This window comes from Nocardia sp. NPDC051832, assembly GCF_040681285.1.
Lineage (GTDB): Bacteria > Actinomycetota > Actinomycetes > Mycobacteriales > Mycobacteriaceae > Nocardia.
The window spans coordinates 666,432-693,001 of the sequence record NZ_JBFAYL010000004.1 but is presented as its reverse complement, the minus strand read 5'-3'; the positions used below and the strand labels follow the sequence as shown (position 1 = coordinate 693,001).

Annotated in this window: 28 protein-coding genes; 13 read left to right on the top strand and 15 right to left on the bottom strand. The window is 67.4% G+C overall.

Annotated elements, in window-relative coordinates; genetic code table 11:
- Positions 1-53 precede the first annotated feature (53 nt).
- Positions 54-1,490 (top strand): FAD-binding oxidoreductase, encoded by a 1,437-nt coding sequence (locus AB0M14_RS28645; RefSeq protein ID WP_365000150.1) that lies wholly within the window; start codon positions 54-56, stop codon positions 1,488-1,490.
- A 39-nt stretch (positions 1,491-1,529) separates the two neighbouring features.
- Here AB0M14_RS28645 and AB0M14_RS28640 read toward each other — a convergent pair whose 3' ends face one another.
- Together AB0M14_RS28640 and AB0M14_RS28635 are read right to left on the bottom strand one after the other, a co-directional pair.
- Positions 1,530-2,105, bottom strand: coding sequence for a dihydrofolate reductase family protein (locus AB0M14_RS28640; protein ID WP_365000149.1), 576 nt, complete (start codon positions 2,103-2,105; stop codon positions 1,530-1,532).
- 158 nt (positions 2,106-2,263) lie between these two features.
- Positions 2,264-2,644 (bottom strand): helix-turn-helix domain-containing protein, encoded by a 381-nt coding sequence (locus AB0M14_RS28635; RefSeq protein ID WP_365000147.1) that lies wholly within the window; start codon positions 2,642-2,644, stop codon positions 2,264-2,266.
- Positions 2,645-2,745: 101 nt separating this feature from the next.
- Between AB0M14_RS28635 and AB0M14_RS28630 the strand changes: the two genes are divergently transcribed.
- Positions 2,746-3,594 (top strand): alpha/beta hydrolase, encoded by an 849-nt coding sequence (locus AB0M14_RS28630; protein ID WP_365000145.1) that lies wholly within the window; start codon positions 2,746-2,748, stop codon positions 3,592-3,594.
- A 172-nt stretch (positions 3,595-3,766) separates the two neighbouring features.
- Here AB0M14_RS28630 and AB0M14_RS28625 read toward each other — a convergent pair whose 3' ends face one another.
- Positions 3,767-4,195, bottom strand: a complete 429-nt coding sequence (locus tag AB0M14_RS28625; RefSeq protein WP_365000143.1) for a DoxX family protein — start codon at positions 4,193-4,195, stop codon at positions 3,767-3,769.
- Positions 4,196-4,505: 310 nt separating this feature from the next.
- Complete coding sequence (locus AB0M14_RS28620; RefSeq protein WP_365000141.1) at positions 4,506-5,579, bottom strand: alkene reductase; 1,074 nt, start codon at positions 5,577-5,579, stop codon at positions 4,506-4,508.
- Positions 5,580-5,653: 74 nt separating this feature from the next.
- Here AB0M14_RS28620 and AB0M14_RS28615 point away from each other — a divergent pair, with 74 nt between their 5' ends.
- The 3 genes from AB0M14_RS28615 to AB0M14_RS28605 all read left to right on the top strand — a co-directional run bounded on the left by AB0M14_RS28615 (position 5,654) and on the right by AB0M14_RS28605 (position 8,508).
- On the top strand, positions 5,654-6,049 hold the full coding sequence (locus AB0M14_RS28615; protein WP_365000139.1) for a MerR family transcriptional regulator: 396 nt from the start codon (positions 5,654-5,656) through the stop codon (positions 6,047-6,049).
- Between the two features lie 99 nt (positions 6,050-6,148).
- Positions 6,149-6,967, top strand: a complete 819-nt coding sequence (locus AB0M14_RS28610; RefSeq protein WP_365000137.1) for a DUF1206 domain-containing protein — start codon at positions 6,149-6,151, stop codon at positions 6,965-6,967.
- Positions 6,968-7,056: 89 nt separating this feature from the next.
- Positions 7,057-8,508 carry an amidase gene (locus AB0M14_RS28605; RefSeq protein WP_365000135.1) on the top strand — a complete coding sequence of 484 codons (1,452 nt, stop codon included), beginning with the start codon at positions 7,057-7,059 and terminating at the stop codon, positions 8,506-8,508.
- A 22-nt stretch (positions 8,509-8,530) separates the two neighbouring features.
- On the opposite strand, the gene AB0M14_RS28600 is transcribed toward AB0M14_RS28605, so the two are convergent.
- The 4 genes from AB0M14_RS28600 to AB0M14_RS28585 form a co-directional block, all read right to left on the bottom strand.
- Positions 8,531-8,746 (bottom strand): hypothetical protein, encoded by a 216-nt coding sequence (locus AB0M14_RS28600; protein WP_365000133.1) that lies wholly within the window; start codon positions 8,744-8,746, stop codon positions 8,531-8,533.
- 27 nt (positions 8,747-8,773) lie between these two features.
- The gene (locus AB0M14_RS28595; RefSeq protein ID WP_365000132.1) at positions 8,774-9,070 is read right to left on the bottom strand and encodes a hypothetical protein; all 297 of its coding nucleotides are present in this window, start codon (positions 9,068-9,070) and stop codon (positions 8,774-8,776) included.
- 143 nt (positions 9,071-9,213) lie between these two features.
- Positions 9,214-10,038 carry a ribosome-recycling factor gene (locus AB0M14_RS28590; RefSeq protein WP_365000130.1) on the bottom strand — a complete coding sequence of 275 codons (825 nt, stop codon included), beginning with the start codon at positions 10,036-10,038 and terminating at the stop codon, positions 9,214-9,216.
- A 116-nt stretch (positions 10,039-10,154) separates the two neighbouring features.
- Positions 10,155-11,330, bottom strand: coding sequence for an alanine--tRNA ligase-related protein (locus AB0M14_RS28585; RefSeq protein WP_365000128.1), 1,176 nt, complete (start codon positions 11,328-11,330; stop codon positions 10,155-10,157).
- Positions 11,331-11,667: 337 nt separating this feature from the next.
- Between AB0M14_RS28585 and AB0M14_RS28580 the strand changes: the two genes are divergently transcribed.
- A complete protein-coding gene (locus AB0M14_RS28580) occupies positions 11,668-12,684 on the top strand; it encodes an ABC transporter substrate-binding protein (protein WP_365000127.1) in 1,017 nt (338 codons plus the stop codon).
- A 14-nt stretch (positions 12,685-12,698) separates the two neighbouring features.
- On the opposite strand, the gene AB0M14_RS28575 is transcribed toward AB0M14_RS28580, so the two are convergent.
- Positions 12,699-13,457, bottom strand: a complete 759-nt coding sequence (locus AB0M14_RS28575) for a hypothetical protein (RefSeq protein ID WP_365000125.1) — start codon at positions 13,455-13,457, stop codon at positions 12,699-12,701.
- A 158-nt stretch (positions 13,458-13,615) separates the two neighbouring features.
- Here AB0M14_RS28575 and AB0M14_RS28570 point away from each other — a divergent pair, with 158 nt between their 5' ends.
- Positions 13,616-14,434, top strand: a complete 819-nt coding sequence (locus AB0M14_RS28570; RefSeq protein WP_365000123.1) for a class I SAM-dependent methyltransferase — start codon at positions 13,616-13,618, stop codon at positions 14,432-14,434.
- A gap of 18 nt (positions 14,435-14,452) precedes the next feature.
- Here the strand turns inward: AB0M14_RS28570 and AB0M14_RS28565 are convergent, their stop codons facing one another.
- Positions 14,453-15,847 carry a serine hydrolase gene (locus AB0M14_RS28565; protein ID WP_365000121.1) on the bottom strand — a complete coding sequence of 465 codons (1,395 nt, stop codon included), beginning with the start codon at positions 15,845-15,847 and terminating at the stop codon, positions 14,453-14,455.
- 154 nt (positions 15,848-16,001) lie between these two features.
- Here AB0M14_RS28565 and AB0M14_RS28560 point away from each other — a divergent pair, with 154 nt between their 5' ends.
- Both AB0M14_RS28560 and AB0M14_RS28555 read left to right on the top strand, forming a co-directional pair.
- Complete coding sequence (locus tag AB0M14_RS28560; RefSeq protein ID WP_365000119.1) at positions 16,002-16,850, top strand: alpha/beta hydrolase; 849 nt, start codon at positions 16,002-16,004, stop codon at positions 16,848-16,850.
- A gap of 41 nt (positions 16,851-16,891) precedes the next feature.
- Positions 16,892-17,617 (top strand): TetR/AcrR family transcriptional regulator, encoded by a 726-nt coding sequence (locus AB0M14_RS28555; RefSeq protein WP_365000117.1) that lies wholly within the window; start codon positions 16,892-16,894, stop codon positions 17,615-17,617.
- A gap of 12 nt (positions 17,618-17,629) precedes the next feature.
- On the opposite strand, the gene AB0M14_RS28550 is transcribed toward AB0M14_RS28555, so the two are convergent.
- Positions 17,630-18,631: a diiron oxygenase gene (locus AB0M14_RS28550; protein WP_365000509.1), complete on the bottom strand. Its 1,002-nt coding sequence runs from the start codon at positions 18,629-18,631 to the stop codon at positions 17,630-17,632.
- Between the two features lie 176 nt (positions 18,632-18,807).
- Between AB0M14_RS28550 and AB0M14_RS28545 the strand changes: the two genes are divergently transcribed.
- Positions 18,808-19,326, top strand: coding sequence for a nitroreductase/quinone reductase family protein (locus tag AB0M14_RS28545; RefSeq protein WP_365000115.1), 519 nt, complete (start codon positions 18,808-18,810; stop codon positions 19,324-19,326).
- 5 nt (positions 19,327-19,331) lie between these two features.
- Entirely contained in the window at positions 19,332-20,255 is a 924-nt protein-coding gene (locus AB0M14_RS28540) for an NAD(P)-dependent oxidoreductase (protein WP_365000113.1), read from the top strand.
- Here the strand turns inward: AB0M14_RS28540 and AB0M14_RS28535 are convergent.
- Positions 20,252-20,467 carry a hypothetical protein gene (locus AB0M14_RS28535; protein WP_365000111.1) on the bottom strand — a complete coding sequence of 72 codons (216 nt, stop codon included), beginning with the start codon at positions 20,465-20,467 and terminating at the stop codon, positions 20,252-20,254. The two genes, AB0M14_RS28540 and AB0M14_RS28535, sit on opposite strands and share 4 nt — an antisense overlap.
- 197 nt (positions 20,468-20,664) lie before the next feature.
- Between AB0M14_RS28535 and AB0M14_RS28530 the strand changes: the two genes are divergently transcribed.
- On the top strand, positions 20,665-21,825 hold the full coding sequence (locus AB0M14_RS28530; protein WP_365000110.1) for a zinc-binding dehydrogenase: 1,161 nt from the start codon (positions 20,665-20,667) through the stop codon (positions 21,823-21,825).
- Between the two features lie 10 nt (positions 21,826-21,835).
- On the opposite strand, the gene AB0M14_RS28525 is transcribed toward AB0M14_RS28530, so the two are convergent.
- Positions 21,836-22,579, bottom strand: coding sequence for an ankyrin repeat domain-containing protein (locus tag AB0M14_RS28525; RefSeq protein ID WP_365000108.1), 744 nt, complete (start codon positions 22,577-22,579; stop codon positions 21,836-21,838).
- Between the two features lie 316 nt (positions 22,580-22,895).
- On the opposite strand from AB0M14_RS28525, the gene AB0M14_RS28520 reads away from it, so the two are divergent.
- Positions 22,896-23,645, top strand: coding sequence for an MBL fold metallo-hydrolase (locus AB0M14_RS28520; RefSeq protein WP_365000106.1), 750 nt, complete (start codon positions 22,896-22,898; stop codon positions 23,643-23,645).
- Here AB0M14_RS28520 and AB0M14_RS28515 read toward each other — a convergent pair.
- Entirely contained in the window at positions 23,635-24,627 is a 993-nt protein-coding gene (locus AB0M14_RS28515; protein ID WP_365000507.1) for a beta-ketoacyl-ACP synthase III, read from the bottom strand. The genes AB0M14_RS28520 and AB0M14_RS28515 overlap by 11 nt on opposite strands.
- Before the next feature lie 207 nt (positions 24,628-24,834).
- A complete protein-coding gene (locus tag AB0M14_RS28510) occupies positions 24,835-26,535 on the bottom strand; it encodes a DUF885 domain-containing protein (RefSeq protein WP_365000104.1) in 1,701 nt (566 codons plus the stop codon).
- Positions 26,536-26,570: the final 35 nt, after the last annotated feature.

The window sequence follows — 26,570 nt, the reverse complement described above, 5'->3', positions numbered from 1 at the left end:
ACATCGCGTGTAGCTTAGTTTCTACACATCGTGTGTAGTTTATGGAGGTAGTCATGTCCTGGGGCGGTGGGGAATTGAGCAGAGGAATCAGTCGCCGAGCGTTCATCGGCGCGGCGGGTCTGGGCGCCGTCGGCGCGTCGGCTTGGGCGATCGACGATCTGGTCACGACACGTGCGACGACAGCGGCCAGTGCCGATCTGCGTGCGGTCGTGCGGGGCCGGGTATCGCTGCCGGGAGACCCGGAGTTCGAGACGGCCGGCCGGCCGTGGAGTACGGCTATCACCCAGCAGGTGCGGGCGGTGGTGGAGCTCGCCGACGTCGACGATGCCGCCGCCCTGGTGCGCTACGCCCGTCGCGAGGGGTTGTCGCTGTCGGTTCAGCCCAACGGTCACGGCGCCAGTGACGATCTCAGGGGCGTGATCCTGGTGCGCACAAGCAGACTCGACGCGGTTCGGGTGGATCCTGCCGCGCGAACCGCACGGGTCGGCGCGGGGGTCGCGTGGGGCCGACTGCTCGCCGAGGCGGGGCCGCACGGATTGACCGGGCTGGCAGGCAGTTCGCCGGTGGTCAATGTGACCGGGTTCTGTCTCGGTGGCGGATTGAGCTGGTTCGGGCGAAAGCATGGGTGGGCGGCCGATAGCGTCACCGCTTTCGACATCGTCGACGCCGACGGTCGCCCCGACCGGATCACCGCCACCTCCGACCCGGACCTGTTCTGGGCCATGCGCGGTGGTGGTGGTGACTTCGCTCTCGTTACCGCGGTCGACTTCGATCTGCACCCGGCGCCAGCCGTTTTCGGCGGGAGAATGATGTGGCCGGGGACCGCCGCGTCCGCGATCATGACGGCCTTCCGTGACGTGACCGCGGACGCGCCCGACGAATTGACGGTGTGGTTCCAGCGGTTTCAGCCCCCGGGATCGCCCGATGCCATCACCAGCATCCTCGTGACGTACCTGGGGGACGAGGCGCGCGGGCGGGCATTGTTGTCCGTGTTCGACTCGATTCCGGGCAGGCTCGAAGACACCCGCCGCATGATGCCGATCGCCGATGTCGGCCAGATCGCGCTCGAGCCAACCGATCCCACTCCGGAGATGTTCGCCTCCGAGCTGCTGACCGAGATCGACGATCACACCGCCCAAGCGCTGCTGCAGCCGATTACGCCGCTGCTCGCGATGGAGATCCGGCACCTGGGCGGTGCGTTCGCCAGACCATCCGACAGCGCGGCCGGGCAGCTGACGGCACCCTACTGCCTCATCGCGGTCGGGATGGTCACCACGCCGGACTCCAAGGCGGCAATCGAAGCCCGGCGGCAGCAGTACCGCGCCGACCTGCACCCGGTCCTGGCCGGCCGGTCGCCGTTCACGTTTCTCACGCCGGGTGACACCGCGGCACGCGCTTTCCCGCCCGCCGCGCTGACCCGCTTGCGGGCCATCAAACGCAATCGCGATCCCCACACGGTCATCCGCGCCAACTACCCCGTTCTGGCCTGATCGCCTGGCGTCGGCGCTACCCGCTACAGCCGTGGCGGGTCAGTGCACGACGTCGTAGACGAGTTTGGCTACGCCGTTGCTGTAGGTGGCCGAGTCACGCAGGCGCAGTTGCTGTTTGTCGCGGTCGGAGCGGCTGAACAGGCCCTTGCCGGCGCCCAGCAGGACGGGGAAGACGAGCAGGTTGTAGCGGTCGATGAGGTCGGCGTCGGCGAGGCGGCGGGCCAGTTCGGCGCTGCCGTGGATGAATATGGCGCCGCCTTCGGATTCCTTGAGTTTCGCCACATCCTCGGTGCTGCGCAGGATGGTGGTCGGGCCCCAGCCGTCGAGCAAGTCGGTTTCGTCGAGGGCGGTGGACAGGACGTACTTGGGCAGCTCCTTGTAGGCGATGTGATCGTCGGATTCGCGCCAGTACGGTGCGAAGACCTCGTAGCTGCGGCGGCCGAACAGCAGGGCGGTGTGTTCGGCGAGTTCGTCGCTCTTGAGGGAGTAGGCCTCCGGGACGAACTCGGTGTCCATCACCCAGCCGCCGCCGCGATGTCCCTCTTCTTTGCCACCCGGCGAGTCCACGACGCCGTCCAGCGACATGAACCCGGTGTACACCAATTCGCGCGGCACAATTCCTCCTGAAATCCGATGGTCGAATCCGCTGATACTGCGGCGGATTCCAGCATCGGCAGTCGAAGGCCGTGCAACAAGCGGTGTTTCGGCAACGCTTCGCTAAGCGAGGTTCAACGCTTAGCCGCACTCAACACTGTGTGTACCGAACATGGCCGTCAGGAGTCCGCGGGGTTTGCGGCGGCGTCGATCTCGGCCATGTGCTCCTCGGCCCACGCCCGTAGTGCGGCCAGCGGATTTTCCAGGGAGAGTCCGAGATCGGTCAGGCGATAGTGAACGCGTGGGGGAACGGTGGGTTCGACGCGGCGGGCGACCAGGCCGTCGCGGGACAGGTTTTGCAGCGTCACCGACAGCATCTTCTGCGATACGCCGGGCATCCGACGCTGTAGTTCGGCGAAGCGCACTTCGCCGGGTGCGGCCTCGGCGAGCAGTTTCACCACCATGGACACCCATTTGGTGCCGAGTCGATCCAGGAGCCGGCGGGTCGGGCAGTCCGGAGCGAACAGATCGCCGCGCCGGCTGCTGGGTCGGGTAGTCACCTGGAGCTCACCACCTGTATCGAAAGTGCCTTCTTGGCAGGCTACCTTGGGTTACCTACGGTCAGCTGGTAACTATTGGTAACCAGCTAGCGGAGGATCGCATGTCGCACGAACTGCCCGATCTCACAGTGCGGATGGTGGCAACAAACGGGATCGAAGCGAACGTGGCGATCGCCGGCACCGGACCGGCAGTCCTGTTGCTGCACGGCTTTCCGCACACTTGGCAGCTGTGGCGCGAATCGATGGGCCCACTTGCGCAACATCATCGGGTGATCGCGCCGGACCTGCGCGGCCTCGGCGGCAGTACCCGAGCACAGGAGGGCTACGACGCGGGCACGCTGGCCGCCGACGCCGCGGGGCTGCTCGACGCCCTGGGTGAGAACAGTGCGTCCGTCGTCGCGATCGATGCCGGTGCGCCGCCGGCGTTCCTCTTGGCGATGCGGCGGCCCGATCGGGTCGATCGGCTGGTGCTGATGGAATCGCTGCTGGGCACACTGCCCGGTGCCGAGACTTTTCTGGCTGGTGGGCCGCCCTGGTGGTTCGGGTTTCACGCGGTGCCGGGTCTTGCCGAGAAGGTCCTCGCCGGAAACGAATCCGATTACCTCGACTGGTTTTTGGCGACGGGAACCCAGGGACGCGGCATCCCCGAACCAATCCGCGAGGCCTTCGTCGCCGCCTACACCGGCACTGATTCCCTGCGCGCCGCTTTCTCCTACTACCGAGCGATGTCCACCAGCGCCGACCAGATTCGGCGAGCTGTCGAGACTGCCCGGCTCACCGTGCCGACGATGGCCATCGGCTCCCACCCGGTCGGAACCACACTCGAAAACCAACTCCGCCCGATCGCCGACACCTTGACCGGGCACTTGCTCGAGGACTGTGGTCACATTATCCCGCTCGACCGCCCGGCGACCCTCGTGCCGTTGCTCGTCGACTTCCTCGATTCCTGAAGGACCAGGGCCTGTGATTCGGAGGGTCGCGGGGTGGACGGCCCGACCCGGTTTCGCCCACCCCGCGACTCCGATGGGACAGCCCGACCAACCCCGACCGGACCGTCCCGGTAACGCACAACGCGGCTACCGGCGGCTGGGGTGCCGCCGGTAGCCGGGCGTTATGCGCGGGTCATCGCTGGATCAGCGTGCGCAGGGCGGTGATCGAGGCCCGGCGCTCGTAGGCGATCCAGGCGAAGATCGCGGTGAGTGCCAGCGGGAACGGGGCCAGTTCCGGTGTGCCGGTAAGGAAGACGTTGAAGCCGGCGGCGAGGAAAGTGAGGATCGCCAGGCCGGTCGCGGCGGCGGCGGTCAGGCGGGGAACCATGAGTCCGATGCCGCCGGCGACCTCGGCGAGACCGATGAAGATCAGCAGCGCCAACGGGATCGAGAAAGCGGTGGCGTTGTTTTCCATCAGGGTCTGCGGGATGAGGAGCTTCGGGCCGCCGGAGGCGATGAGGAAGAACAGGCCTAGCACGATCTGCAGGGTCCACAGGACGCGGTTGCGGATCTTGCCGGGGCGGACGGCGGTGGTGGTCTGGGTGGCGGTGATGGCGGTCATTTCGTGTTCCTTACCGGGTTGGTCGCGCCGGGTTGGTAGCGCGTTCAGCAGTAAGGACGGTGGCGGTCCGGAAAACTCATCGCCGCGGCCGAAAAACTTTCGCGCGCCACGGTTCGGCGCTCGGTCTCGGTACGCTTCGACCGCCATCTGGAGCAGGTGGATTCAACAGTGGGAGAGAACCACACGATCACGCTGCACCCCGGCCACCGGCGGCAACCCGCCCGCCAATTCGGGTAGCGCGGGCTGGTAGCCCTGCGGATGTGAACATCGGGTTCGGTGCACACCGCCAGCCGGAGTGCACCGAATCGCCTCACGCCGAATGTTGATACGCCGAGTACGTCACGTACCCGCTGTCCCCGCCTTCGTAATACACCGCTTCGTCCGTAGGAGCGATCGGTAGCGCGCTGCGCAGGCGTTCGACCAGGTCGGGGTTGGCGATAAAGGCGCGGCCGAAGCTGATCAGGTCCGCGCCGAGACCGAGCCAGCGGTCGGCGTCGTCGCGACCGACTTGCTGGGGTCCCATCGGATAGACGGGGTTCATGATGAGGGTGCCGGGCCAGCGGCGGCGCAGGCCGAGCAGCAGTTCGTCGTCGGTGGTCGCCTCCAGATGGATGTAGGCGAGGTCGAGGCGGGTCAACTCGTCCAGCAGTGCGGCGTACAACTCGGCGATATCGGTTTCTTCGACGCCCCAGAAGGTGGCGCCGGGAGACAGGCGGATGCCGGTCCGTGCCCCGCCCACCGCCTCGACCGCGGCGGCGGTCGCTTCGACCGCGAATCGGATCCGGTTGCGGACCGAGCCACCGTAGCGGTCGGTGCGCAGGTTGGCGTTCGAGGCGAGGAACTGCGAGATCAAATAGCCGTTGGCGCCGTGCAATTCGACACCGTCGAAGCCGGCTTCGATAGCCCGCCGCGCCGCCGCGCCGTAGGAGCGCGCATGCTCGGGCACCTCGGCGATGTCCAGGGCGCGGGGGAGCGGAGCGGGTTGCCGACCGGACGGAGTGAAGACCTCGCCGACCGCGGCCACCGCCGACGGGCCGACCGGTTGGGCGCCGATCGTCTCGGCATGCGACACCCGTCCGCCGTGCATGAGCTGCGCGAAGATCCGGCCGCCGTTGGCGTGCACCGCGCCGGTGACCGGACGCCACGCGGCGACCTGGGCGTCGGTGTAGAGCCCCGGCGTTCCCGGGTTCGATTGCCCGATCAGGCTGGGTTGTACCCCTTCGGAGATGATCAGCCCCGCGGTAGACCGTTGTGCGTAATGCGTCGCCATGGACGCGGTCGCCAGGCCGCCCGCAGCGGCGCGCACCCGGGTCATCGGAGCCATCACCACGCGGTTCGGCAAGGTCAGGTCGCCGAGTGAGTAGCTGTCGAAAAGTGAAGTCATGCCAGTACGCTAAAACCTGACGTCAATGTCAGAGGCAAGTGCTGTGACGCAGGTCATTTCTGGAGGGACGAAACGTGCGAATAGGGGAATTGGCGGCGCGAACCGGAGCCAGCGTTCGCTCGTTGCGGTACTACGAAGAACAGGGGCTGCTCAGCAGCACCCGCAGCCCCAGCGGCCAACGCCATTACGCCGCATACGATGTCGAGCGCGTCACCTTCCTGCAGCGGCTCTACGCCGCGGGTCTGTCCAGCAAGACCATCGCCGACATCCTGCCCTGCGTCGACGCGCCGAGCGACGAGACCACCGACTCCGCCTTCGAGCGCATGGCTCGGGAACGCGACCGATTGTCCGAGCACATCAGCGAACTCGTCCAGACGCGGGATGCGCTCGACGAGCTCATGGCCGTCAACCGGGCGCACCGCGCCACCAGTGTCTCTCCTAGTCCCGACGGGATATCTTCGTGCGCATGAGGTTTCAGTGTCGCGCGATTCTTGAAAGCGACATACCTGCCTGGTAATTCGCCAGTGCGGAAACGGTCCGCGCGGTTACGGTTTTCCCATGGTGTGGCTATGAGCAAGTCGAATCATCGCGAGGTGGCCAGAAGCGCGCCGTTCCAGTTGGCGGCGCGGGTGGGCTTGGTCGCCTATGGCGTCGTGCATCTCCTCGTGGCGTGGGTCTGCGTTCAGGTCGCGCTCGGCGATGTCGACGGCGGCGGGGTCGGTAAAGCCGACAAGACCGGCGCGTTGCAGAACCTCGCGGAGAACCCCGGCGGCGGGTTCGTGCTCTGGCTCATCGCTGTCGGGCTCGGGTTCGCTGTGCTGTGGCAGTTGCTCGAAGCGTGCACCGGTGCGCGAAACAGTCGGAAGGACAAGCTGCTTCGTGCGATGAACTTCGGTGAGGCGGTTCTGTTCGGTTACCTCGCCTACAGTGCGGCCAAGCTGGCGAACGGTGCGTCGGCCGCATCGACCGACCAGGCGCAACTCGGTCTCATCGGCAGCCTGCTCGGCAAGGAGTGGGGCAAGCCGGTGGTGATCGTCATCGGGCTCGCCATCGTCGTCGCGGGCCTGTTCATCGCCCACCACGGCTGGTCTCGGCGGTTCCACGAGGAGCAGGATTTCGGCACGGCGAGCCGGTCGACGGAGCGGGTCGTGATCCGGCTCGGGCAGGTCGGCTATGTGGCGCTCGGCGGGGTGTATGCCGGCGCCGGGGTGCTCGTCATCGTGGCCGCTGTGCAGAGCCAGCCGCAGAAGGCGACCGGGCTGGATGTGGCGCTCAAAACCCTTGCGGCGCAGCCGTACGGCACCGTATTGCTGCTCGCCGTCGCGGTCGGTCTGGCCGCGTTCGCGATCTTCACGTTTTTCGACGCCCGGTTCCGCAAGGTCCACTAGCCCCGTCTGACGAATTTCCGAAACCGAATCAGCGGGTTGTGCGAACCGGCATTTTATGTCCTTTGTGGCATGCCAATAACGTCGGATTCATGGAGTGGAAATTCAGATCGGCCGAAGAACTTTCAGCTGCCTTGCGCGCGGGTGCGGTGACCTCCGTGGAACTCACCGACGAGGCGATCGCCCGCATCGAGCGTGACGACAAGGTGATCAACGCGATCTGTGTGCCGGACTTCGACCGGGCACGGGCCGCCGCGCGCAGTGCGGACCAGGCTCGTGCTCGCGGAGCGGACCGGCCGCTGCTCGGTATTCCTGTGACAGTCAAGGAGTCCTACGACATCGCCGGGTTGCCCACGACCTGGGGCATGCCGCAGCACAGGAATCATGTGCCGGTCGAGGACGCGGTACAGGTGTCGCGGCTGAAGGGCGCCGGCGCGGTGGTGCTCGGGAAAACCACGGTTCCGTTGGGGCTGCAAGATATCCAGAGCTTCAACGAGATACACGGCACCACCAACAACCCGTGGGATCACACCCGCACCGCGGGCGGATCGTCCGGCGGATCGGCCGCGGCCCTGGCGTCCGGATTCGGCGCGCTGTCCATCGGCTCCGACCTCGCCGGTTCGCTGCGCACCCCCGCGCATTTCTGCGGCGTCTACGCACACAAGCCGACACTCGGGCTGGCGGCGCCGCGAGGTATGGTCGCGCCGCCGGGCCCGGCGCTGCCGGTCGACCTCGACCTCGCAGTCGTCGGCCCGATGGCGCGCACCGCCCGCGACCTCAGTCTCCTGCTCGACGTCATGGCCGGACCGGACCCGTTGACGCACGGCCTGGCCTACCAGTTGACGCTGCCGCCCGCGCGCCACGAGCGGCTCGCTGATTTCCGAGTCCTGGTCCTCGACGAGCATCCGTTCCTCCCCTCCGGGTCCGCCGTGCGAGCGGGTGTCAACCGAGTGGCCGACGCCCTCGCCGACGCCGGCGCCCGGGTAGAACGGCGTAGTTCGCGGCTGCCCGATTTGATCGACGCCGCAGGGCTTTACATGCAGTTTCTGTTCTCGGGCTCGGTGGCCCGTTTTCCTGTCGACGCGGACGAGCAGTTGCGCGCCCGCGCCGCCGCACTGTCCACGGACGACCGGAGCCTCGCCGCGGCCCAGCTGCGCGCCATGGTGTTCAGCCACCGCGACTGGCTCGAGGCCGTCGGCCGTCGCGAGTTCCACCGCCACGGCTGGCGGCAGTTCTTCACCGAGTTCGATGCTGTGGTCTGCCCGATCACGCCCACTCCCGCGTTCCCGCACGACCACAACCCCAATCTGCTGGAACGCAGAATCGACATCGACGGCGTCGCGCACCCGTACTTCGATCAGCTGGTCTGGGCCGGTCTGGCGACCTTGCCCGGCTTGCCCGCCACCGCCATCCCCGCGGGCCGTTCCCCCGAGGGACTGCCGGTGGGAGTCCAGCTCATCGGTCCGATGTTCGAGGACCGCACTCCGTTACGTCTGGCCGAACTACTCGAACAGCGGATCGGTGGCTTCCAGGCACCGAATTAACCTGCACCAGTGGTGCATCCAACTATTGGCCCACCGTGCAAGCGAACGGCGCGCAGTTACGCGTCGTCGTGACGGTGGGGGACGGTTTCGGGCTGGTCGGGCCGGAGTTGGTCAGCAGCAGCACCGCGCCGAACAACCCGACCAGCATGGCCACGACGAGAAACAGCACCAGCACGGGCGCGCCGGCGATGATGCGCCCGACAGCGCGGAACAGGGAGCCGAAGAAAGATCTCGGCATTGCGGTCTCCCTCCAGGTTCTCGGTGGTCACCAGGACGGCGTCAATCGGACATCCGGCCACGGCGGCCGGCGCAGCAGCGCACCCGTTACGAAGGCCGCGGCGAGCAGCCCGGTCACTGTGCCGACGGTCGCCGCGATCAGGTGGGTTCGGGTCTGGAGCAACCCGATCCGATCCTCGGCCGCCTGCCACGTCACCTCGCCGCCGTGCACGACGAATACCCCGACTGGTCGCGCCTCGTTGCCGCTCCAGGCCGACACCGTAATGATCGTGGACCCGTCGGGCGTTTGATAGGGCTCCCCGTACACCAGGGCAGCGTCCAGCATCGTCCGGTCAGACCTTTCGCGCAGCGTCACAGCAACCCCTCAGTCGTTTCCGATTGTCTCCCATCAACTTACGCTGCGGCCGGCAGCGCGCGACGGCCGCGACGATCGCGGTGTTCCTTCCGGGCCGCCTGGGACCTGCCGTTTTATTGACTGCTCCACGGCACGCCGCCGGAGACATCCCTGATCCGGGCTGCCAGGGCTCGTACGAACGGCTGCTCGCTCAAGGGATGGCCGTCGCCGCGATGACGGTGCGCCTTCACCTGAAGGAACAGGCACGTACGCAGCAAGGTCAGATCGTTGGACAGCAGGCCGGTCTGATCCCATAACTGCCGCACGTGCTGGACCGCACGGCCGAGTTCGATCGGGTCGTCATCGAATGCCGCGTAGCCGTCATAAGTGCGGGTGAACTCGGTGAGGTCCCAGTCGTCCATCGCTTCCGGGCGATGTCCCTTCGCCATGGCTTTGAACCTGGTCGCGGCGAGGTCGATGTTGCTGATGGTCGCGTCGGTCACGCGTTGGACCACGGACCGGGTGCGGCGTTCTTCGTCCGCACTGAAGATCCCGTCGGCCAGGAGCAGGCGACACCGATCGCTCAGGTCTTCATAGACGCCGCGCACCTCGGCGCGGGCCTGTTCGGCGTGCGCTTCGATTCTCGCGATCTGTTCGCGCGGGTTCGACTGCGGCGCAGTAACTCTGATGATCTTTCCGGAGATTCGTACCTGAAACCCGGCCTGCACGATGGCGTGTCGAATGGCGCTGCCTACCGCCCGGTCGAAAGCGGCGATCGACGAAGTCGGGCCCTTGGTGTCGACCTGTGCCAGCTTCAGGAGCGGAATTTTCGACCCGGCGTGATCGACGAGGATGTCATCGAGCGGGCCAGTTCCCAGCAATGCCGACAACGCGTTCGCAAACGCGGTGTAACGGTCACCAGTGCGGATGACAGCATCCTGATGCACCTCGTTGATCATGTTTGTGACCTCACAACCTCGGCATGGGTAGATGACGCTGTTGCCCATGATCTTTCACCCGCTCGGCTGAAGGGTAGCGCGAGGCTCCGGAATCCAGCGAGCGATACCCGGACTCGTCAGTTGTCGGTGTTCAGGTACACCACCAGATCGCGGGGGAGTCCGTGGGTGTCATGCAGATACTGGTAGTCGTCCTCGGTCAGGGGTTCGAGGAAACGGCTGCGGGACAAGACCTTTCGTCCGCGCTGGAGCAATACGCCGAATTTGTGCTCCTCGTCGAACAGAACGGTGCGCACCTCCTCGGGGCGAACCGATTGCCGGAAGTGGTCGAGGGTGTGTTCCACCAGATCGATCGGCAGGTCGGACAAGGTGCGGGTCGGATCGTCGCGCCACAGCGTGGTCAGGGTGCGACGGATCAAACGGCGGAGTATGTGACCGCGTCCGGACGGAGACGGTGTGACGTTGTCACCGAGCACCACGACGCTGGATCGAAGATGATCCGACAGCAGGCGCAGCGACGGTTCGCCCAGCGGACCCCAGAGTCGGGGCAGGGTGCTCATCCAGGGCCGGAAAACGTCGATCTCGAAGACGGACCGGGTGTTCCGCAGAATTCGCACCAGCCGCTCCAGACCCAGGCCGGTGTCGATACCGGGTCGGCGCAGTGGTTCGAGGCTGCCGTCGGGATGCCGCAGATAGCGCATCATGACGTGATTCCACACCTCGACCCACCGGTCGTCGGATGTCGGTGTGCCCTGCGGTATTTCGTCGCCGGTCCAGACAAAGATCTCGGAGTCGGGTCCGCAGGGTCCGGTCGGGCCGTTGGACCACCAGTTGTCGCCGGTGGTCGGTTCGACCGGTAACCCCAGCTCGTTCCACGTCTGCCAGGAATGGTGGTCGGGCTCGACCTGGTCGTCACCACCGAACACCGTGACGTGCATCCGGCCGGGGTCGATGCCGAAACCGTCGCGGAGCAATTCGAACCCCCAGCGCAGGCTCTGCGGGCCGGCGTAGTCGCCGAGGGACCAGGACCCGAGCATCTCGAACACGGTGAGGTGGGTGTCGTCGCCGACCTCTTCGAGGTCGGTGGTGCGCAAGCAGCGTTGCCGGCCGGTGAGCCGCTGGCCCAGCGGATGGGGTCGGCCCCGCAGATAGGGGGTCAACGGGTGCATGCCGGAGGTGGTGAACAGCACCGGATCCCCGGGCGGGGGGATGAGCGATCCGCCTGGGATGAGTTCGTGCCCGCGGTCGCGGAAGAAGTCGAGGAAGGTCTGAACGGTTTGCTCTGTCGTGATCATGGCGGTTGCTCCATCGATGTGAAATCGACCGGAAGCGACCGCGACTGGCAAGCCCGGGACCAGAACCGACGCGCACCAGCGGACCGTTTCCGGTCGCTGGCAGGGAAGAAAGGTCAGGCGGCAGCGACCGGCGAGCTGAGAGCTCGTGCGGCTGCGGCGGCGGTTCGTAAACTGACCATCATGGCTGGACAGTAGCAACCAGGGCCTGCCGGGCACCAACGATTATCGGCGACCGAGATGAAATCTGACCGAACGCAATTCTGGACTGTGGTCGGCCGGTGCTTCAGTCTCGCGGTACCGCAATGCGAGGTCGTGTTGCCGATATCGAGGAGTACGTGTGAGACGACACAGCAGGGCCTTTATGGGCGCGGTTATCGCCGCCACTGTGACGGTGGTGCTGAGTGCGTGCGGAGGCGGGGAGGTCCGGGAATCGGGCGGGGTTCCGGTGCTGCGCTACCAAGGTTGGGCTTCGCAGGTCACCCTTCCCGAATTGGCGGAGGATCTCGGGTTTTTCGGCGGCAAGGTGAAGCTCGACTGGCAGGGTAATACCATCAGCGGCCCGCAGGACATTCAGTCCGCGGCGACCGGGCAGGTCGACTTCGGCGGTGCGTTCGGTGGCGCGGTCGCCAAGCTGGCGCAGGCCGGCGCGCCGGTGACGGCCGTGATCAATTACTACGGCTCCGACGAGAAGACCTTCACCGGGTTCTATGTGCCCGAAGACAGCCCGATCCGGTCGCCGAAAGACTTGGCGGGCAAGAAGATCGGGGTCAACACGCTCGGCGGGCAAGCCGAGGCGGACATTCACACGGCGCTGAAGCAGAACGGGTTCGACGAGCAGCAGATCAAGTCGGTGCAGTTGGTGGTGCTGCCGCCGCCGAACACCGAGGACGCGGTGCGCCGCGGGCAGGTGGACGTCGCGGCGCTGAGCGGCCAGTTCCAGCAGCGGGCCGTCGCGGCCGGCGGGTTGCGGGCCGTGTTCACCGATTTCGAGCAGTTCGGACCGTTCAACGGCGGCCAGTACATTTTCCGGAACGATTTCCTGGCCAAGAATCCCGCCGTGGCAGAGGCGTTCGTCGGCGGGATCGCCAAGGCGATCGAATGGCAGAAGACCACGCCCCGCGATCAGGTGGTCGCGAAGTTCACCGAGATCATCGAGAAGCGCAAGCGGGCCGGCGAGGACGCCTCGGCGGTGAAGTTCTGGCTGTCGGTCGGCGTGCCCGCCGTCAACGGGCTGATCACACCACGCGACTTCGAGCTCTGGGAGCCGTGGCTGCGCGATACCGGCGCGATCACCGGCCCGTTGGATTCCTCGAAGTTCTTCACCAACAAGTACAACCCGAATGCGGCGAAGTAGGGGAGGTGCGGTCGCTAGGTCGCGACATCGCCGCTGAGGTGCATTCGGTAGATGATCGGCTGGGCGGCGATGTCGTTGGCGGCGAAGTTGGCCAGGACGAAGTTTCGGAAGCTCGGCCGGAACAAGAGGCTGGGCAGGAAGCTGCGCAGGGTGGGCCAGCTGGCGTGATTGACGAGGTTGTAATCATCGGGTTCGCCCGGAAGTGGTTGCATCGGTACCGAATCGGGTAGTGCGGTCTCCCGTTGGAACCAGCCCGCGGTGTACTCCCAGACATCACGTAATGTTCCCGGATCCTTGCAGAAGAAGTAGTTGAACAAGAACCAGTGGCGGGGGTCGTGATCGACATCGGCGATGCGGGCGGGATTGCGCGCGGCGATCTGATGCACTTGCCGGGCTTGGGTTTTCAGCAGCGCCGCCAGTTCCAGCCAGGCGGTGTCGGCCCGGAGCGCGACCAGGTCGGCCACGGAACGAGTACGGATCAGCACCACTACGTCGTAGCGGGCGGGGGACACTTGGGCGCGCTGGAGCAGCTTGCGACCTTCACCCGGCGGTCGCAACACGGCCCGGAACACCGTCGCCTCCAGCACGTCGTCTCGTCGTGCGAGCGCCGCGCACAAAGGCCCGGCCTCGGCGAGCAGGCGCCGCCGCGACCGCGCGGGTAGCGGGAATGGTCCGGCCCAGGCGCCGATATCGGCCCCGATAAGCAGAAAGCCGTTGTCGGTCGGCGTGATCAGACGCGCCGGGACAGCTCGGTGTTCGTTGACAAGTTTCATGAAGGCTCCCTCGTTCTATGCGAAAGCATAGGTGGATATGCGGTAGTTTGTGCGGGTGTTGCCGCTGGTCCGCACGCGAGCGCCGGTGTGCTGGCACGGTTTCCCGATGCGGCAAACCGCTTGCCAGCCAGGCTGTCTCGCGACAAGGATCGCTACGTATGGAGAGTGCTCCGGGGATCCGCGTCCGAACCGCCGCCACAAGCGAATACACGCTCCCCAACGAATGGGAGTTCGCTGCGGAACGGCTTGCGCTGCTGGGTGCGGCCTACGACCCGGAAAGTATCGCTCTCGCTGAGCGATTGGGTGTCGGTGCGGGATCGCGGTGTCTGGAGGCAGGGGCGGGCGGCGGGTCGTTCGCGCGATGGTTGTGCGGTGCCTGTTTGCCGGCCGGCCGAGTGGTCGCTGTGGACGCGGACCCGCGTCATCTGGCGGACCTGCCCGACCTGGGCGGTGAAGTAGCTCAGCTCGACCTTGTCGCCGACGAACTCCCCGAAGGCCAGTTCGATTTCGTCCACACGCGATTCGTGCTGCTGCATATCGCGCAGAGGGATGTCGTGTTGGAGCGGTTGGCCCGGGCGCTGGCTCCCGGCGGTGTTCTCCTGCTCGAGGAGGGCGACGGTCTCGGTGTTCTCAATGAAATGCCGGGCGCGTTCGGCGAGGTCTGGCGAGCATTCGCGCGTTCGACCGAGACCGCGGGCGCCGATCAGGCCTGGGCCAGGAACTTGCCTGCGCAGCTGGAGAAACTCGGGCTCGTCGATCTCCGGGCCGATGCGCAGGCGCCAATGTTCCGCGGCGGTTCGCCGACAGCGCGCATGTGGAACCTCACCTGGTCGCAGGCGCACGAAAGCTTGGTGGCGCACGGGGTCGCACCCAGCGTCATTGCCGGCGCACAGGCCGAATTGGCGGACGAGCGGCGCTGGCTCTACGCCCCGCCTACCGTCCGTGCCTGGGCCCGCGCCGGTTCGACCTCGGCGTAGCCGCCGCGCAGTGGAAGCCTAGCGGGGCGTGTTCCCCAATGACTGGACGGCTGTGGCGATTTGAGTGCCTACGTCGAGAATCAGGCGGAAAACGTCTTCGGGGACCAGTTTTCCGTTGCACCAGAGGATATTGCACTGCGTCGAGGCGTAGGGGCCGACACCGAGGAGGACGGCCGCGGCGTTCAAAGGGTCCGCCAGTTTGCTGAGGTCGTCCAGGTTCTTGACCAGAGGTTGGCTGGGATCGCTGATGGCGTAGGGGTTTTCGTACGGCATGGCGGGCAGGTCGGTGACGGCGGCGCTCGCCCTGCGGAAGAGTTCCTTGTTGTCCGGGTTGCTGGTGCCGGTCAGCAGCCCGGTGAGGTTGCCGGGCTCGATCCGGGTCGGAATGCCGAGCCGGACGATGACGAGGTCGCGGCTGGGCACCATGGTCACGAATTGGCCGAGCGCCCCGGAGAAGGCGTAGGTGTCGCGGGGCGATCCGACGAAGACCGGGTGCGAATAGTGCTGCGGGGTAGGCACATTCACGCCGCGATAGGTGTCGCCCGCGTTGAGCCACCACAGGAAACCGTAGCCGCCGTTGGCGTCGGTCGGCTGGGCGCCCTGGCGGATGTAGTCGGCGTCGACGAGCGTCCGGTCCTGCCAGCGTCCCTGCTGGATCAGCAGCCGGCCGATCCGGGCCAGGTCGCCCGGGCGCATGGCGAGCCCGCCGTTGACGGCGGTGTTGCCGCTGCGGTCGCGCAGCCACACCCAGTTGCCGCGGTCGATCCCGAGGGGCTGCATCAGCTCGCGCTGCACGAAATCCTGGAAATCGGAGCCGGTGGTGATCTCGACGATCTTCGGCAGCAGCGCGAGGACGTTCTGCGCGTACTGGAACGTCGTTCCCGGCGCGTAGTCGACCGGCGCGGCGAGCGTTTGCAGCACCGAATCCGTTTGCAGGCCGGCGATATCGGACGGCCAGCTGAAATGGATGCCGGTGGTCTGGTTCAGGACCTGGCGGACAGTGATTCCGGCATGCGCCGGATCGGCTTGCGGAAAGAATTTGCCGAGCGGATCGTCGAGCCCGAACAACCCCATCGTGATCGCCCGCCCGACCACCACCGAGGCGACGCCTTTGCTGCCGCTGGCCAACGGCATCGGCAGATTTCCGGTCGGCGTGTGGTCGCCGACGAGACAGCCGTGGCGGTAGATCTGCACCGCGTACGCGCCGGTTCTGGCACCGTGGGCGACCGCCTCGGCCACGGCCGCCGGATCCATGCCGACCGCCGCCGCGTCCTTGCGTTCGGGCAGCGCTCCGGCCGCCGGCTCAGCGCAACCGGCCTCGGGCGTGGCCGCCGCGGTCGGGACGAACAGCGTTGCCGCTGCCACGACGGCCACAGCGAGCCAAGAGATTCCGACACGGCGGCGGATCGGCATTGTGCAAATTCCTTCCCCATTGAGACGTTGATGTCTCAATTCCGGGAGAGTAGCGCAGCTGTGGCCCAGGGCACAACAGGGTCGCCGCACCGATGACTTCCGGCCGAATCCGCCGTCGATATCTCTGGGTACACCGACAGACAGGAGTCCAGGCATGACAGGAACGACCTCGATACGGGCGAATGGGGTGGATCTCGGGATCGAGAGTTTCGGCGGCGCGGACGATCCGCTGGTTCTGCTGGCGGGCGGCACCACGATGTTGTCCTGGCCGGACGTGCTGTGCGAGCGGCTCGCGGCCGGCGGCCGGCGTGTGGTCCGCTACGACCTGCGGGACTCCGGCGCGTCGACCACCCTTGACCCGGAGCATCCGGCGTACGACCTGCGGGATCTCGCCGCAGACGCGGCGGCGCTGGTCGCGGCGCTCGGCGCCGGGACCGCCCATCTCGGGGGAGCGGGCGTGGGCGGCATGGTCGCTCAGGTCGCCGCGCTGGACCACCCGGAGCTGTTCTCCGCGTTGACCCTCGTCGGCACCCGGCCGGTAGCGCCGGGCCCGGTCGACGAAGACCTGCCGGATCACGACCACGCGATCTTGTCAGCGCTGTTCGCGCACCCGATGCCGAACTGGACCGACCGGGACGCCGTCGCGGCCTTCGCCGCCGAGGGCGCCGAGACGCTGGGCGACGATCCGGAGCAGGCGCGGGCGACCGCAGCCCGAATCTGGGACCGGACGCCCTCGGCCGACCCCGCCGTGCACCAGGCGAACCAGCTCGGCATGGTGTTCTCCCGCCTCGATTGCGCCCCGCGCTGGCGTGAACGGCTCGGTGACCTCGAGCTGCCGGCACTGGTGGTGCACGGCCGCGCCGACCCGTTCTTCCCGCTCGGCAACGGCGAGGCCCTCGCCGCCGAAATCCCCGCGGCGCGACTGCTCGTCCTCGACGACATGGGAACCGCCCTGCCGCAGGACGCGGCCGACGAGGTCGCTACCACCATGCTCGCCCTCTGACGCTCGGGCGCCAGGCGCACCGGGTGTCTTAGACTCGGGCAGTGCCGAGCGCCGAGTCAGCCGCGTCGACCGCCCTGGGTGGGCGGCAGGCCCGCTGGCAGCCGCACAACGAGAGCCGGCGCGAGCAGATAGTCGCGGCGACCATCGCGCTGCTGGAGGAGACCCCGCCCGGGGGCGAGATCTCGATGCAGCAGATCGCCGAGCGCGCCGGATTGGCCAAATCGGTGGTGTACCGGCAGTTTTCCGGGCGGGACGACCTCGATCGGCGAGTGCGGACGGCCATCGGCGAGCAGTTCACCGACACGCTCGACGAGGCGCTGGACGTGGCGTCCGGGTCGATTCGCGAGATCGTCGCCCGCGCGGTGGAGACCGTGGTGGACTGGTTCGAGAACCACCAGCGCTTGCACGATTTCCTGCGCAAAGGCCCGGCGGTCGGCGATCCCGACGACGTCGACGCCGCCACCGGTCTCGCCACCGCGGTCGCGGCGCGCACTCGCGGGCTGGTGTCGGGTCTCGCCGGTGTGGTCGGCGTCGTCGACGAACCAGCCGTCGACACCATGACTTTCGCCATCGTGTCGATGGTCGAGGCGACGGTGACCCGGTGGGCCCGCGATCCCGCCCCAGCGCTTTCCCGAACCGCCCTGATCACCACCGTGGCCGGCTATGCCTGGAGCGTGGTCGACGCCGTCGCCCGCGATCACGACCTCGCCCTGGACCCGGACCGGCCGTTGCTCGAAGTGCTGCGCGACCTGGCCGCACCGCTCTGATCGGGCGAAACCTCAAGCCACGCGCCGTGTCCCACGCTCCGGCTCACTCCGGTACCGCGACGGCGCGCCATCGATGTGCAGCAGCGACCACAGCTGTTTGGTGATCGGGTTCATCAGCCCCAGATCGGTGGCGAGCTTGCGCATGTCACCGAAATACCCGGACATGATGCGCCGCGACTGTGGTGCGCTCCAGAACGCTTCGCGCATAACCTCTTCCGGAATATCGAACTGCCGCCCGAAGGACCGTGGCGGCGACATGATCTCCCCGGCCAGCCAGCGCATCGCCAGCGGGAAAGCCAACGCGCACACCGACTTCGACGCGATGTTCATGCGCCCCAGATGCGCCGCGAGGAACTCGCCCGCGAACGAGATGTGCCGCGCCTCCTCGGCGATGTGGATCTCCATGGTGCGCAGCACCGCGGGCGGTACCGAGTCGCCGTCGCGGATCAGGGCCTTCTGGTAGTGGTCGATCGGCTCCTCGCCGCCCAGGATGCCGATGAACAGGATGACGTGCGCGTACCCGCCGGCCACGCCGATAAAGGGCGAGAGGATCTTGAAAAGCCGCCGCATCCCGGGCACGTCCACACCGATCCGATTGACCAGCTCCTGGAACATCTGGATGTGGTTGCACTCCTCGGTCATCTCGTGCAGGCAGTAACGGAACTCGGGAGAACCGTTGGGCAGCTTCATGATGTACTGCATCATCCCGCGAATCAGCACGCTCTCGAAGGCCGCGCCCACCTTGATGACGTTGGCGATCCGCCATTTCCCGATCTCGACCTGCCGCTCCAGCGGCAGCTCCCGATACCAGCGCGTCGCGCCGAGCGGATCGTATTCCGGCGACAGCACCCAGCGCGGATCGTCCGGATCGATCGCGAATTCCGGTGCGTCCCAATCGATATCCAGATAGGGGTCGAAGCGGCGGTGAACCGAGCCCTCGGACAGGGTCGCCAGCGCGTCCCGATAGTCCTGGTCGAACAGTTCCCCGCCCGAGTGCGACAGCGTCATCGGTATCTCCTCGTTCGGGCCGACCGGCGGAGCAAGTGGTCGGCGTCACTTCGAGGATATATGGGACCCAGAGTCCCACACAACTGTTCTCGAGATTGGGTGGCACGTCCAACCCTTGTCTCGGGGTCGCCGTGCGATCTACTATCGAATGTAGTAGTCGAATTGAAGGTGGGGAGGCCGTGATGGCCGAGATCGGCAAAGCGGGCGCTGAAGTGCGGCCGTCGCTGTTGGGGAGATTGGTGGAGCGGAGTTCGCGGTTCGCCAACCGTCGCGGGGTCTATCTCGGGCGACGTTCCACGAAGCTGCACGTCGCGCTGTACCGACGATTCGGCGGTCGAGTAGGTGGGCGCCTTCTCGGGTGGCCGCAGACTCGGATTCTGCTGCTGGATCACGTCGGTGCGAGGACCGGGATTCGCCGAACGTCCCCGGTGATGTACTACGAGAACGGTGCTGTCCTCGCGATCGTGGCTTCGAAGGCCGGCCAGCCGACCAACCCGGCGTGGTTTCACAATCTGCTCGCCCACCCGGAAACCACGGTTCAGGTCGGTTCCGAGACGCGCCGGGTGCGAGCACGCGTGGCAACCCGAGAAGAGCGGGATGCCCTGTGGCCCAACTGTTTAGCAGTGTATCCCGGCTATGGCTTCTTCCAGCGCCTCGCGCATCCTCGCGTGATCCCGATCGTGCTACTCGAACCGAGGTGAGGTCGATGCCAACCCCTCTGAAGATCTTCGTGGCGGGCGGGACCGGGGCGATCGGGCGGTATGTCGTTCCGGCGCTGGTGAATTCCGGACATCAGGTCAGCGCGCTCGCTCGAACGCCGGCGTCGGCGGCGGCCCTGGCCGCCGATGGCGCACGGCCGGTGGATATCTCGTTGTTCGACCGGCAAGCTCTTGCGCACGTGCTCACCGGGCACGACGCGATCGTCAATATGGCCACCGCGTTGCCGAGCACGGCACGGTTTCTTTCCGATAAGGCCTGGCGGAGAAACGAATACGTGCGAATCGAAGGTTCAGCGGCGCTCTTCGACGCGGCGACTGCCGTGGGTGTGGGCCGGATCGTGCAGGAATCGGTGGCGATGGTGTATCCCGACGGCGGGGCCGCCTGGATCGATGAGAGCACCGGACCCGATCGGTATCCGCGCGCGGTGTGCAGTCTCGCCGCCGAGGACAACGCGCACCGGCTCACCGCCGCGGGCGGAACCGGCGTGGTTCTCCGCTTCGGCGTGTTCTGCGGGCGCGGGGCCGAGCACAGCGAACTGATCCTGGCCGCGGCCCGCAAACACATCGCGACCGTCCTCGGCCCGCCATCCGGATTTCTGTCGTCGATCCATCTCGCCGACGCCGCGGCGGCAGTAGTCGCGGCGCTCGAAGTCCCAGCGGGCGTCTATAACATCGTCGATGACGAACCGCTGACCAAACGCGACTACGCGCGCGCCGCCACCGCCGCCGTGCATACCCGGCCATGGCTCTGGGCGCCCGGCCGCGCGGCTTTGCTGGGCGGACGCCGCCTCACTTCGCTGACCAGGTCCTTACGGGTGAGCAACAAGCGATTCCGCGCCGCGACAGACTGGACGCCGCGCTATCGCAGCGCCGCGGACGCCTGGCGTGCCATGGCAACGGAGCGGACCTAGGACGGGAGGCCGTTGGGGTAGCAGACGGGACGCCACAGCGTGCCGCAGAAGAAGTTGTTCAGGTCGGCTGAACCGCTGGCGATCCCGCTGTTGCCGATCGTCTCGGTGGCCTGGGGCCCGAGGGTGGTCTGCGCCTGGGCGGGAGCGACGGACAGCAGGACCGCGCCGCCGAGCAGGGCGCCGGCGACGAAGGAGCGGTTGACTCGAATCATGGGAGGCCGATCTTGTCGAAGGGGATCCGGTCACGGAGGTGACCTCGGTGGGAGCATCGAGCGCCCGGCTCGCGCCGTTACCGAAATCATTGCGACACAATCGAACTCGCGCCGTGTCCGGCCTTCAGTCTGAGACAGTAGGCAGTACTGTGGGCCCAGGCGCACCGTCCGGGGTGCCGGTGACTCTAGGAGGACGCATGCGGGCGGCTGTTGTGGCGAAATCGGAGTTCCGGGTGGCGGAGCTGGCGACGCCGGTCCCTGGCCGCGGGCAGGTGCTGATCAACGTGTCGCGGTGCGGGATCTGCGGGTCGGACCTGCATGCCCGAGTGCACGCGGACGAGATGGCAGACCTCGCCGCGGCCACCGGGTACGGCCACTTCATGCGGTCGGAGCACGAGGTCGTGCTCGGGCACGAATTCAGCGGGGAGATCGTCGAATACGGGCCGGGTTGCCGCAAACGCTGGCGTGCGGGCACTCCGGTGGTGGCGTTGCCGATCGTGCGGCAGGGGCGGCAGCCGCACGCGGTCGGCCTGTCGCGGTCGGCGCCGGGCGCGTACGCCGAGCAGGTCGTGGTACAGGAGTCGATGACCCTGCCGATCCCGAACGGCTTGTCGGCCGAGCACGCCGCGCTGACCGAGCCGATGGCGGTGGCATGGCACGCGGTGCGCAAAGGGCGGGTCGGCAAGGGCCAGACGGCGTTCGTAATCGGCTGTGGCCCTATCGGTCTCGCGGTCATCACCATGCTGAAGGCGGCGGGCGTGCGCACTGTCGTCGCCAGCGACCTCTCGCCGCGGCGCAGGCAGTTGGCGGAGGTCTGCGGCGCTGACGTCGTCGTCGATCCCGCCGCGGAGTCGCCGTGGACCGCGACGCCGAAACCGCCTCGGCTCGGCGGGGCCGAAGACCTTTTGAACCTCGCCTTCGACACGATGGAGAAACTGCGGCGGGTGCCGAACCTGCCGTGGTGGTACCTCTTCCGGATCGGGCACACCCTGAACGCGACCCCGGCCGGTCCGGTGATCTTCGAATGCGTCGGCGTCCCCGGCATTCTCGACCAGATCGTCGCCGCGGCGCCGCTGCTGTCCCGGGTCGTCGTCGTGGGCGTGTGCATGGAGCCCGACCGCTTCCGGCCCGCGCTGGCGATCAACAAGGAGATCGAACTGCGTTTCGCGCTCGGATACGACCCGGGCGAGTTCCGCGACACCCTGCACATGATCGCCGACGGGAAAGTCGATCCCGCTCCACTGATCACCGGCACCGTGGGGCTCGACGGCATCCCCAATGCCTTTGCCGCGCTGAGTAACCCGGAAGTGCACGCCAAGATCTTGATCGATCCCGCGAGTGCGGTCGCGGCACCCTGACCGCCCTGGCTCAGCGCGGTTTCACCAGGTCGGCGATTTCGGCGAAGCCGCGCCGGACGGCGTGGTCGTAGGCGGTGCGGCCGTCGGAATCGCGGATGGCGACATCGGCGCCGTTGTCCACCAGTGTGCGGACGATATCGCGATAGACGGCGCTGCCGTCGCCGTAGTAGACCGCCTCGAGCAGGGCGGTCCAGCCGAGATCGTTGACATGATCGATGTCGATGTCGGTCTGCCGCAGCACTTCCCGGACGTAGTTCAGATGGCCCTTCTCCGCCGCGGGGATGAGCGCGTTGCCGCCGAAACGATTGCGCAGCGTCAGGTCCGGCTGCGCCGGTAGCAGCGCTTCCATCATGGCGACGCTGCCGGTGACGCCGGTATTGACCCAGGGGCTTTCGCCGCGGTTGTCCTTCGCGTCGGGGTCGGCGCCGAATTCCAGCAGCACGCGGGCGACAGCGAGGTCGTCGTCCAAGACCGCGTTCATCAGTGGCGTGCGGCCGGCGTCGTCCCGGGCGTCCACCTGGGCTCCCTGGGTGAGCGCGGCGCGCACCGCGTCCGCGTCCCCCGACGCCGCGGCGGACAGCAACGCACTGGTCACCTGTCCGACGGGCACGTCCGCCGCACTGGTGCCGCCGGACGGGGTGACCGGAGCCGCGGTCGAATCGGTCCCTGCTGTGCAGCCGGTGATCAACAGTGCGCCGCTCAGCAGCGCGATGCCGTACTGGAGGGGCCGAGCCCGCCGCTTCGAGGTATCCATTTCCTCGCTCCGTTCGTCGAAAGGACTTACGGTTCCCATGCTGCGGGCCCGTGACCTGCCGCGAATCGGCGTGCCGGCTGGTTCTGCGCGCCGCCTGGCCGATGCCTGGGTCAACCGATCGGACGACCCGCGTCGCTGACCGCTACGTTGGCTCAACGGAAAGACGCTCGCCCGCACCGGAACCCGGGGCATGCGATACTCGATGGCCGAGTCCATGACACATGTGGGCCGGTGGTTGTCGCCGGGGGACGAACTGCGACTGGAAATCGACGGAATCGGTGTCATCGAGCACCACATTCAGCACTAGCGAGGCACCGTGAAGATCGATCAGGTTTCCGATTCCGTCTACGTAGTGGCCGGAACGAATGTCAACTGGGCGTTGGTCAGTGACGGTTCCGGGGTCACCGTCATCGACGCCGGTTACCCCGCTGACAGCGCCGACGTGCTCGACTCCGTCACCCAGATCGGCCATCAGCTCGCCGACATCGCCGCCGTGCTGATCACCCACGCGCACCTCGACCACATCGGCGGCGTGCCGGCCTTGGTCGAACGCGCGGGCATGCCGGTCTACACCGGCGCCGAGGAGGTGCGCCACGCCAAACGTGAGTACCTGCAACAGATTTCCCCCGTCGGCATGATCAAACAGCTGCCCACCCGTCGCGGCAGGCGCTGGCTCGCCCACACCATGCGCGCCATCTACGGCCACATCGGGATGACCCTGCCGACGGCGGCGACCGGCGAGCCCGCGACCCTGGCCGCGCTACCCGGCGGACTCGTCGCGATCCCGAGCCCCGGCCACACCACCGGTCACACCGCGTACTTCATGCCCGCGGACGGTGTCCTGTTCTCCGGCGACGCCCTCGTCACCGGACACCCGCTGGTCGAACACACCGGCCCCCAGGTACTGCCGACGGTGTTCAACCACGACGAGGCGCGCACCCGGACCACCGCCGCGGACCTGGCGGCACAGCCGGTCCGGCTGCTGGTGCCCGGCCACGGCGAGCCGCTGCGAGTCGAGGGCGACGCACTCGCGGACGGCCTGCGTCGAGCAGGCGTCAGCCGATAGCGGGCAGCTGGACGACCTGGCCCGCGTAGGCGAGTCCGGCGCCGAAGCCGAGGAGCAGGGCGGTGTCGCCTGGCTGGGCGGAGCCGGTGCGCAGCAGTTCTTCCATGGCGAGCGGAATCGAGGCGGCGCTGGTATTTCCGGCCTCGGCGATGTCGCGCGCGACGGTGACGGTGTCCGGGATCGCCAGCGTGCGGATCAAGGCGTCGGTGATGCGGCTGTTGGCCTGGTGCGGGACGAACGCGTCCAAGTCCTCGACCGTGACCCCGGCGCGATCCAGCGCGTCCCGGCACGCCTTCTCCAAAAACGTGACAGCCCAGCGGAATACGGCCTGGCCGTTCATCCGGATGTAGGGCCGTTCCGAGGTGCCGCCGCTCGCCTCGGCCGCGGCGACTTCGGCGAAGTACTGCTGGAAATCCTTGTCCTGCTTGATCGCGGCGGTCTGGCTGCCGTCCGAACCCCAGGCGACGGGTCCGATGCCCTCGGACTCGGCCGGACCGACGACCACGGCGCCCGCGCCGTCGGCGAAGATGAACGCGCAGGTGCGATCGCTCTGATCGAGCAGATCCGAGAGCCGTTCCACGCCGATCACCAGGACGTAGCGGGCCTCGCCCGAACGCACCAGACTCGCGGCGTTGGCCAGCGCGTAACAGAAACCGGCACAGCCCGCGGAGATGTCGAACGCGGCGGTGTCGTGCATGCCCAAGTCGGTCGCCACCACCGCGGCCGCCGACGGACCCAGCACCATCTGCGAGGACGTGGCCAGCACGACGGCGTCGATCTGCCCGGCGTCGATGCCGGTCGCGGCGAGCGCCTGCCGGGCCGCCGCGGCGCTCATTCCGACAATGGTTTCGTCCGGCTCGGCCCAGCGGCGAGCGCTGATGCCGGACCGGGTCTGAATCCACTCGTCCGACGAATCGATACGGTCGACGATCTCGGAGTTGGGGACCACCCGGCGGGGCCGGTACGCGCCCAGCCCCAGCATGGCCGCATGCGCCACCGGCGGGGTGGTCCTGATCTGCACCTTCACAGCAAGTCCTTCGGCAGGCGGCCGTCGGCCGCAGGGTTGAACCAAGTGTTGTATCGCGACTCTATTGCGGGAGTCCGACAATGGCACTGCCGGATCCACATACTTTCTATAGCTAACATTGGCCGATTCCGCCAACCCCGCATCCCGCCCCGGCGGTGCTGGTCAGGTGTGCGGGGAGTCGTCTCGGTCGAGGGCCGCGAGCTGGGCACGCAGGGTGTCCAGGCCCATTCCGCCCAGTTTCAAAGCGCGCGTGTGGAATTCCTTCAAGTCGAAGGAAGCGCCGGCGCGTCGGCGCGCTTCGGTGCGGGCCGCGAGCCAGTGGCGTTCACCCAGCTTGTAGGCGGGCGCCTGTCCCGGCCAGCCGAGGTAGCGGTCGAGCTCATCGCGAACCCGGACCGGATCGGTCACTGTTCGGGTCAGCAGGAACTCCAGGCCGAGTTCGGGGGTCCAGCGCCGGCCCTCGTGAAAACCGGTGCCCGGGGGCAGCGCCAGCGCGAGGTGCACGCCGATGTCCACGATCACCCGCGCTGCGCGCAGCAGCTGTTCGGCGAGCATGCCGAACAGGTCACCCTCGTCGTCGAGGTAGCCGAGCTCGTGCATGAGACGTTCGGCGTAGAGCGCCCATCCCTCACCGTGCCCGTCGACGAAGGACAGCGTCCGCTGGTACTTGTTCAGCGAATTCCGCTGGAGCACCGCGGTCGCCGCTTGGAGGTGATGGCCGGGCACACCCTCGTGGTAGACCATGGTGACCTCACGCCAAGTAGCGAAGTGCTCCTTGCCCGGCGCCACCGACCACCACACTCGGCCGGGACGGCGGAAATCCTCGCTGGGGCCGATGTAGTACGCGCCCAGCGCGCCGCCGGGCGGGGCGACCTTGCACTCCAGCGTCATGAGCTCATCGGGGATCTCGAAGTGCCTGCCGCGCAATGATTCCAGCGCTTCATCCGAGCATTTCTGGAGCCACGTTTCGAACGCGGTCAGTCCGCGCACCTGATACTTCGGCTCGGAGTCGAGTAGCGCCGCCGTGTCGGCGAGTGTCGCCCCCGGCGCGAGACGAGCGGCGACGGCCAGCATTTCGGCCTCGATCCGCAGGAACTCCGCCCAGCCCCATTCATAGGCTTCCCGCAGGTCGAGGTCGGCGCCGAGGAAGTAGCGCGACCACAGCCGGTAGGTCTGCTCGCCGACGGCATCGTCGATGGGAGCGCTGGGCGCGAGCTCGGCGCGCAGGAACTCGGCCAGCTCGGCGTAGGCCCGATCGGCGGCCCGTGCCGCCTGCCGCAGGTCGTCCAGTGGTACGCCGTCCACCCCCGCCGCGGCCCTGGCCAACGTAGTGAAGAAGCCGTCGCGACCTGGGCCGCCTGCCCAGGTATCGGCTTGTTCGGCGGTCTTGGTGATCTGGCGGAGCGCGGCGGTCCGGCCGTGCCGTGCCGCCGCGCTCAGCGAAGAACGCAGCCCGAGGAGCGTCCCGGGAACCTTCTCCAGCCGGTCGGCGATGACCGTCCAGTCCGCCGCGGTCTCGGTGGGCATGAGGTCGAACACCATCCGGATGTCCTGGACCGGGCTGGCGATCACGTTGAGCGAGGCTTCTCGAAGGCCCGCGTCGTGGAGTTCGAGCTCGAGCCCGATCCGTTCGCAGAACACGGCCTTCGCGACCCGTTCGCCGGCATCGATCGGCTCGGTGGTCAGCATCGCGCGCAGAGCGCTCCCGGCGAGCTCGGCACGGTGGGCGTGGCCCGCAGGCGAATAGTCGGTCAGGCAGTTCTCGTGTCCGGTCAGGCCGAACATGGTCGCCAGGACCGGATCAGCGGCTGCGAAATCATCGACGAACCGGTCGCAGATCTGGTGAACGCCCTCCACAGCCATGTACGCACGCTAACGGTTCTGCCCGCTCACCAGGC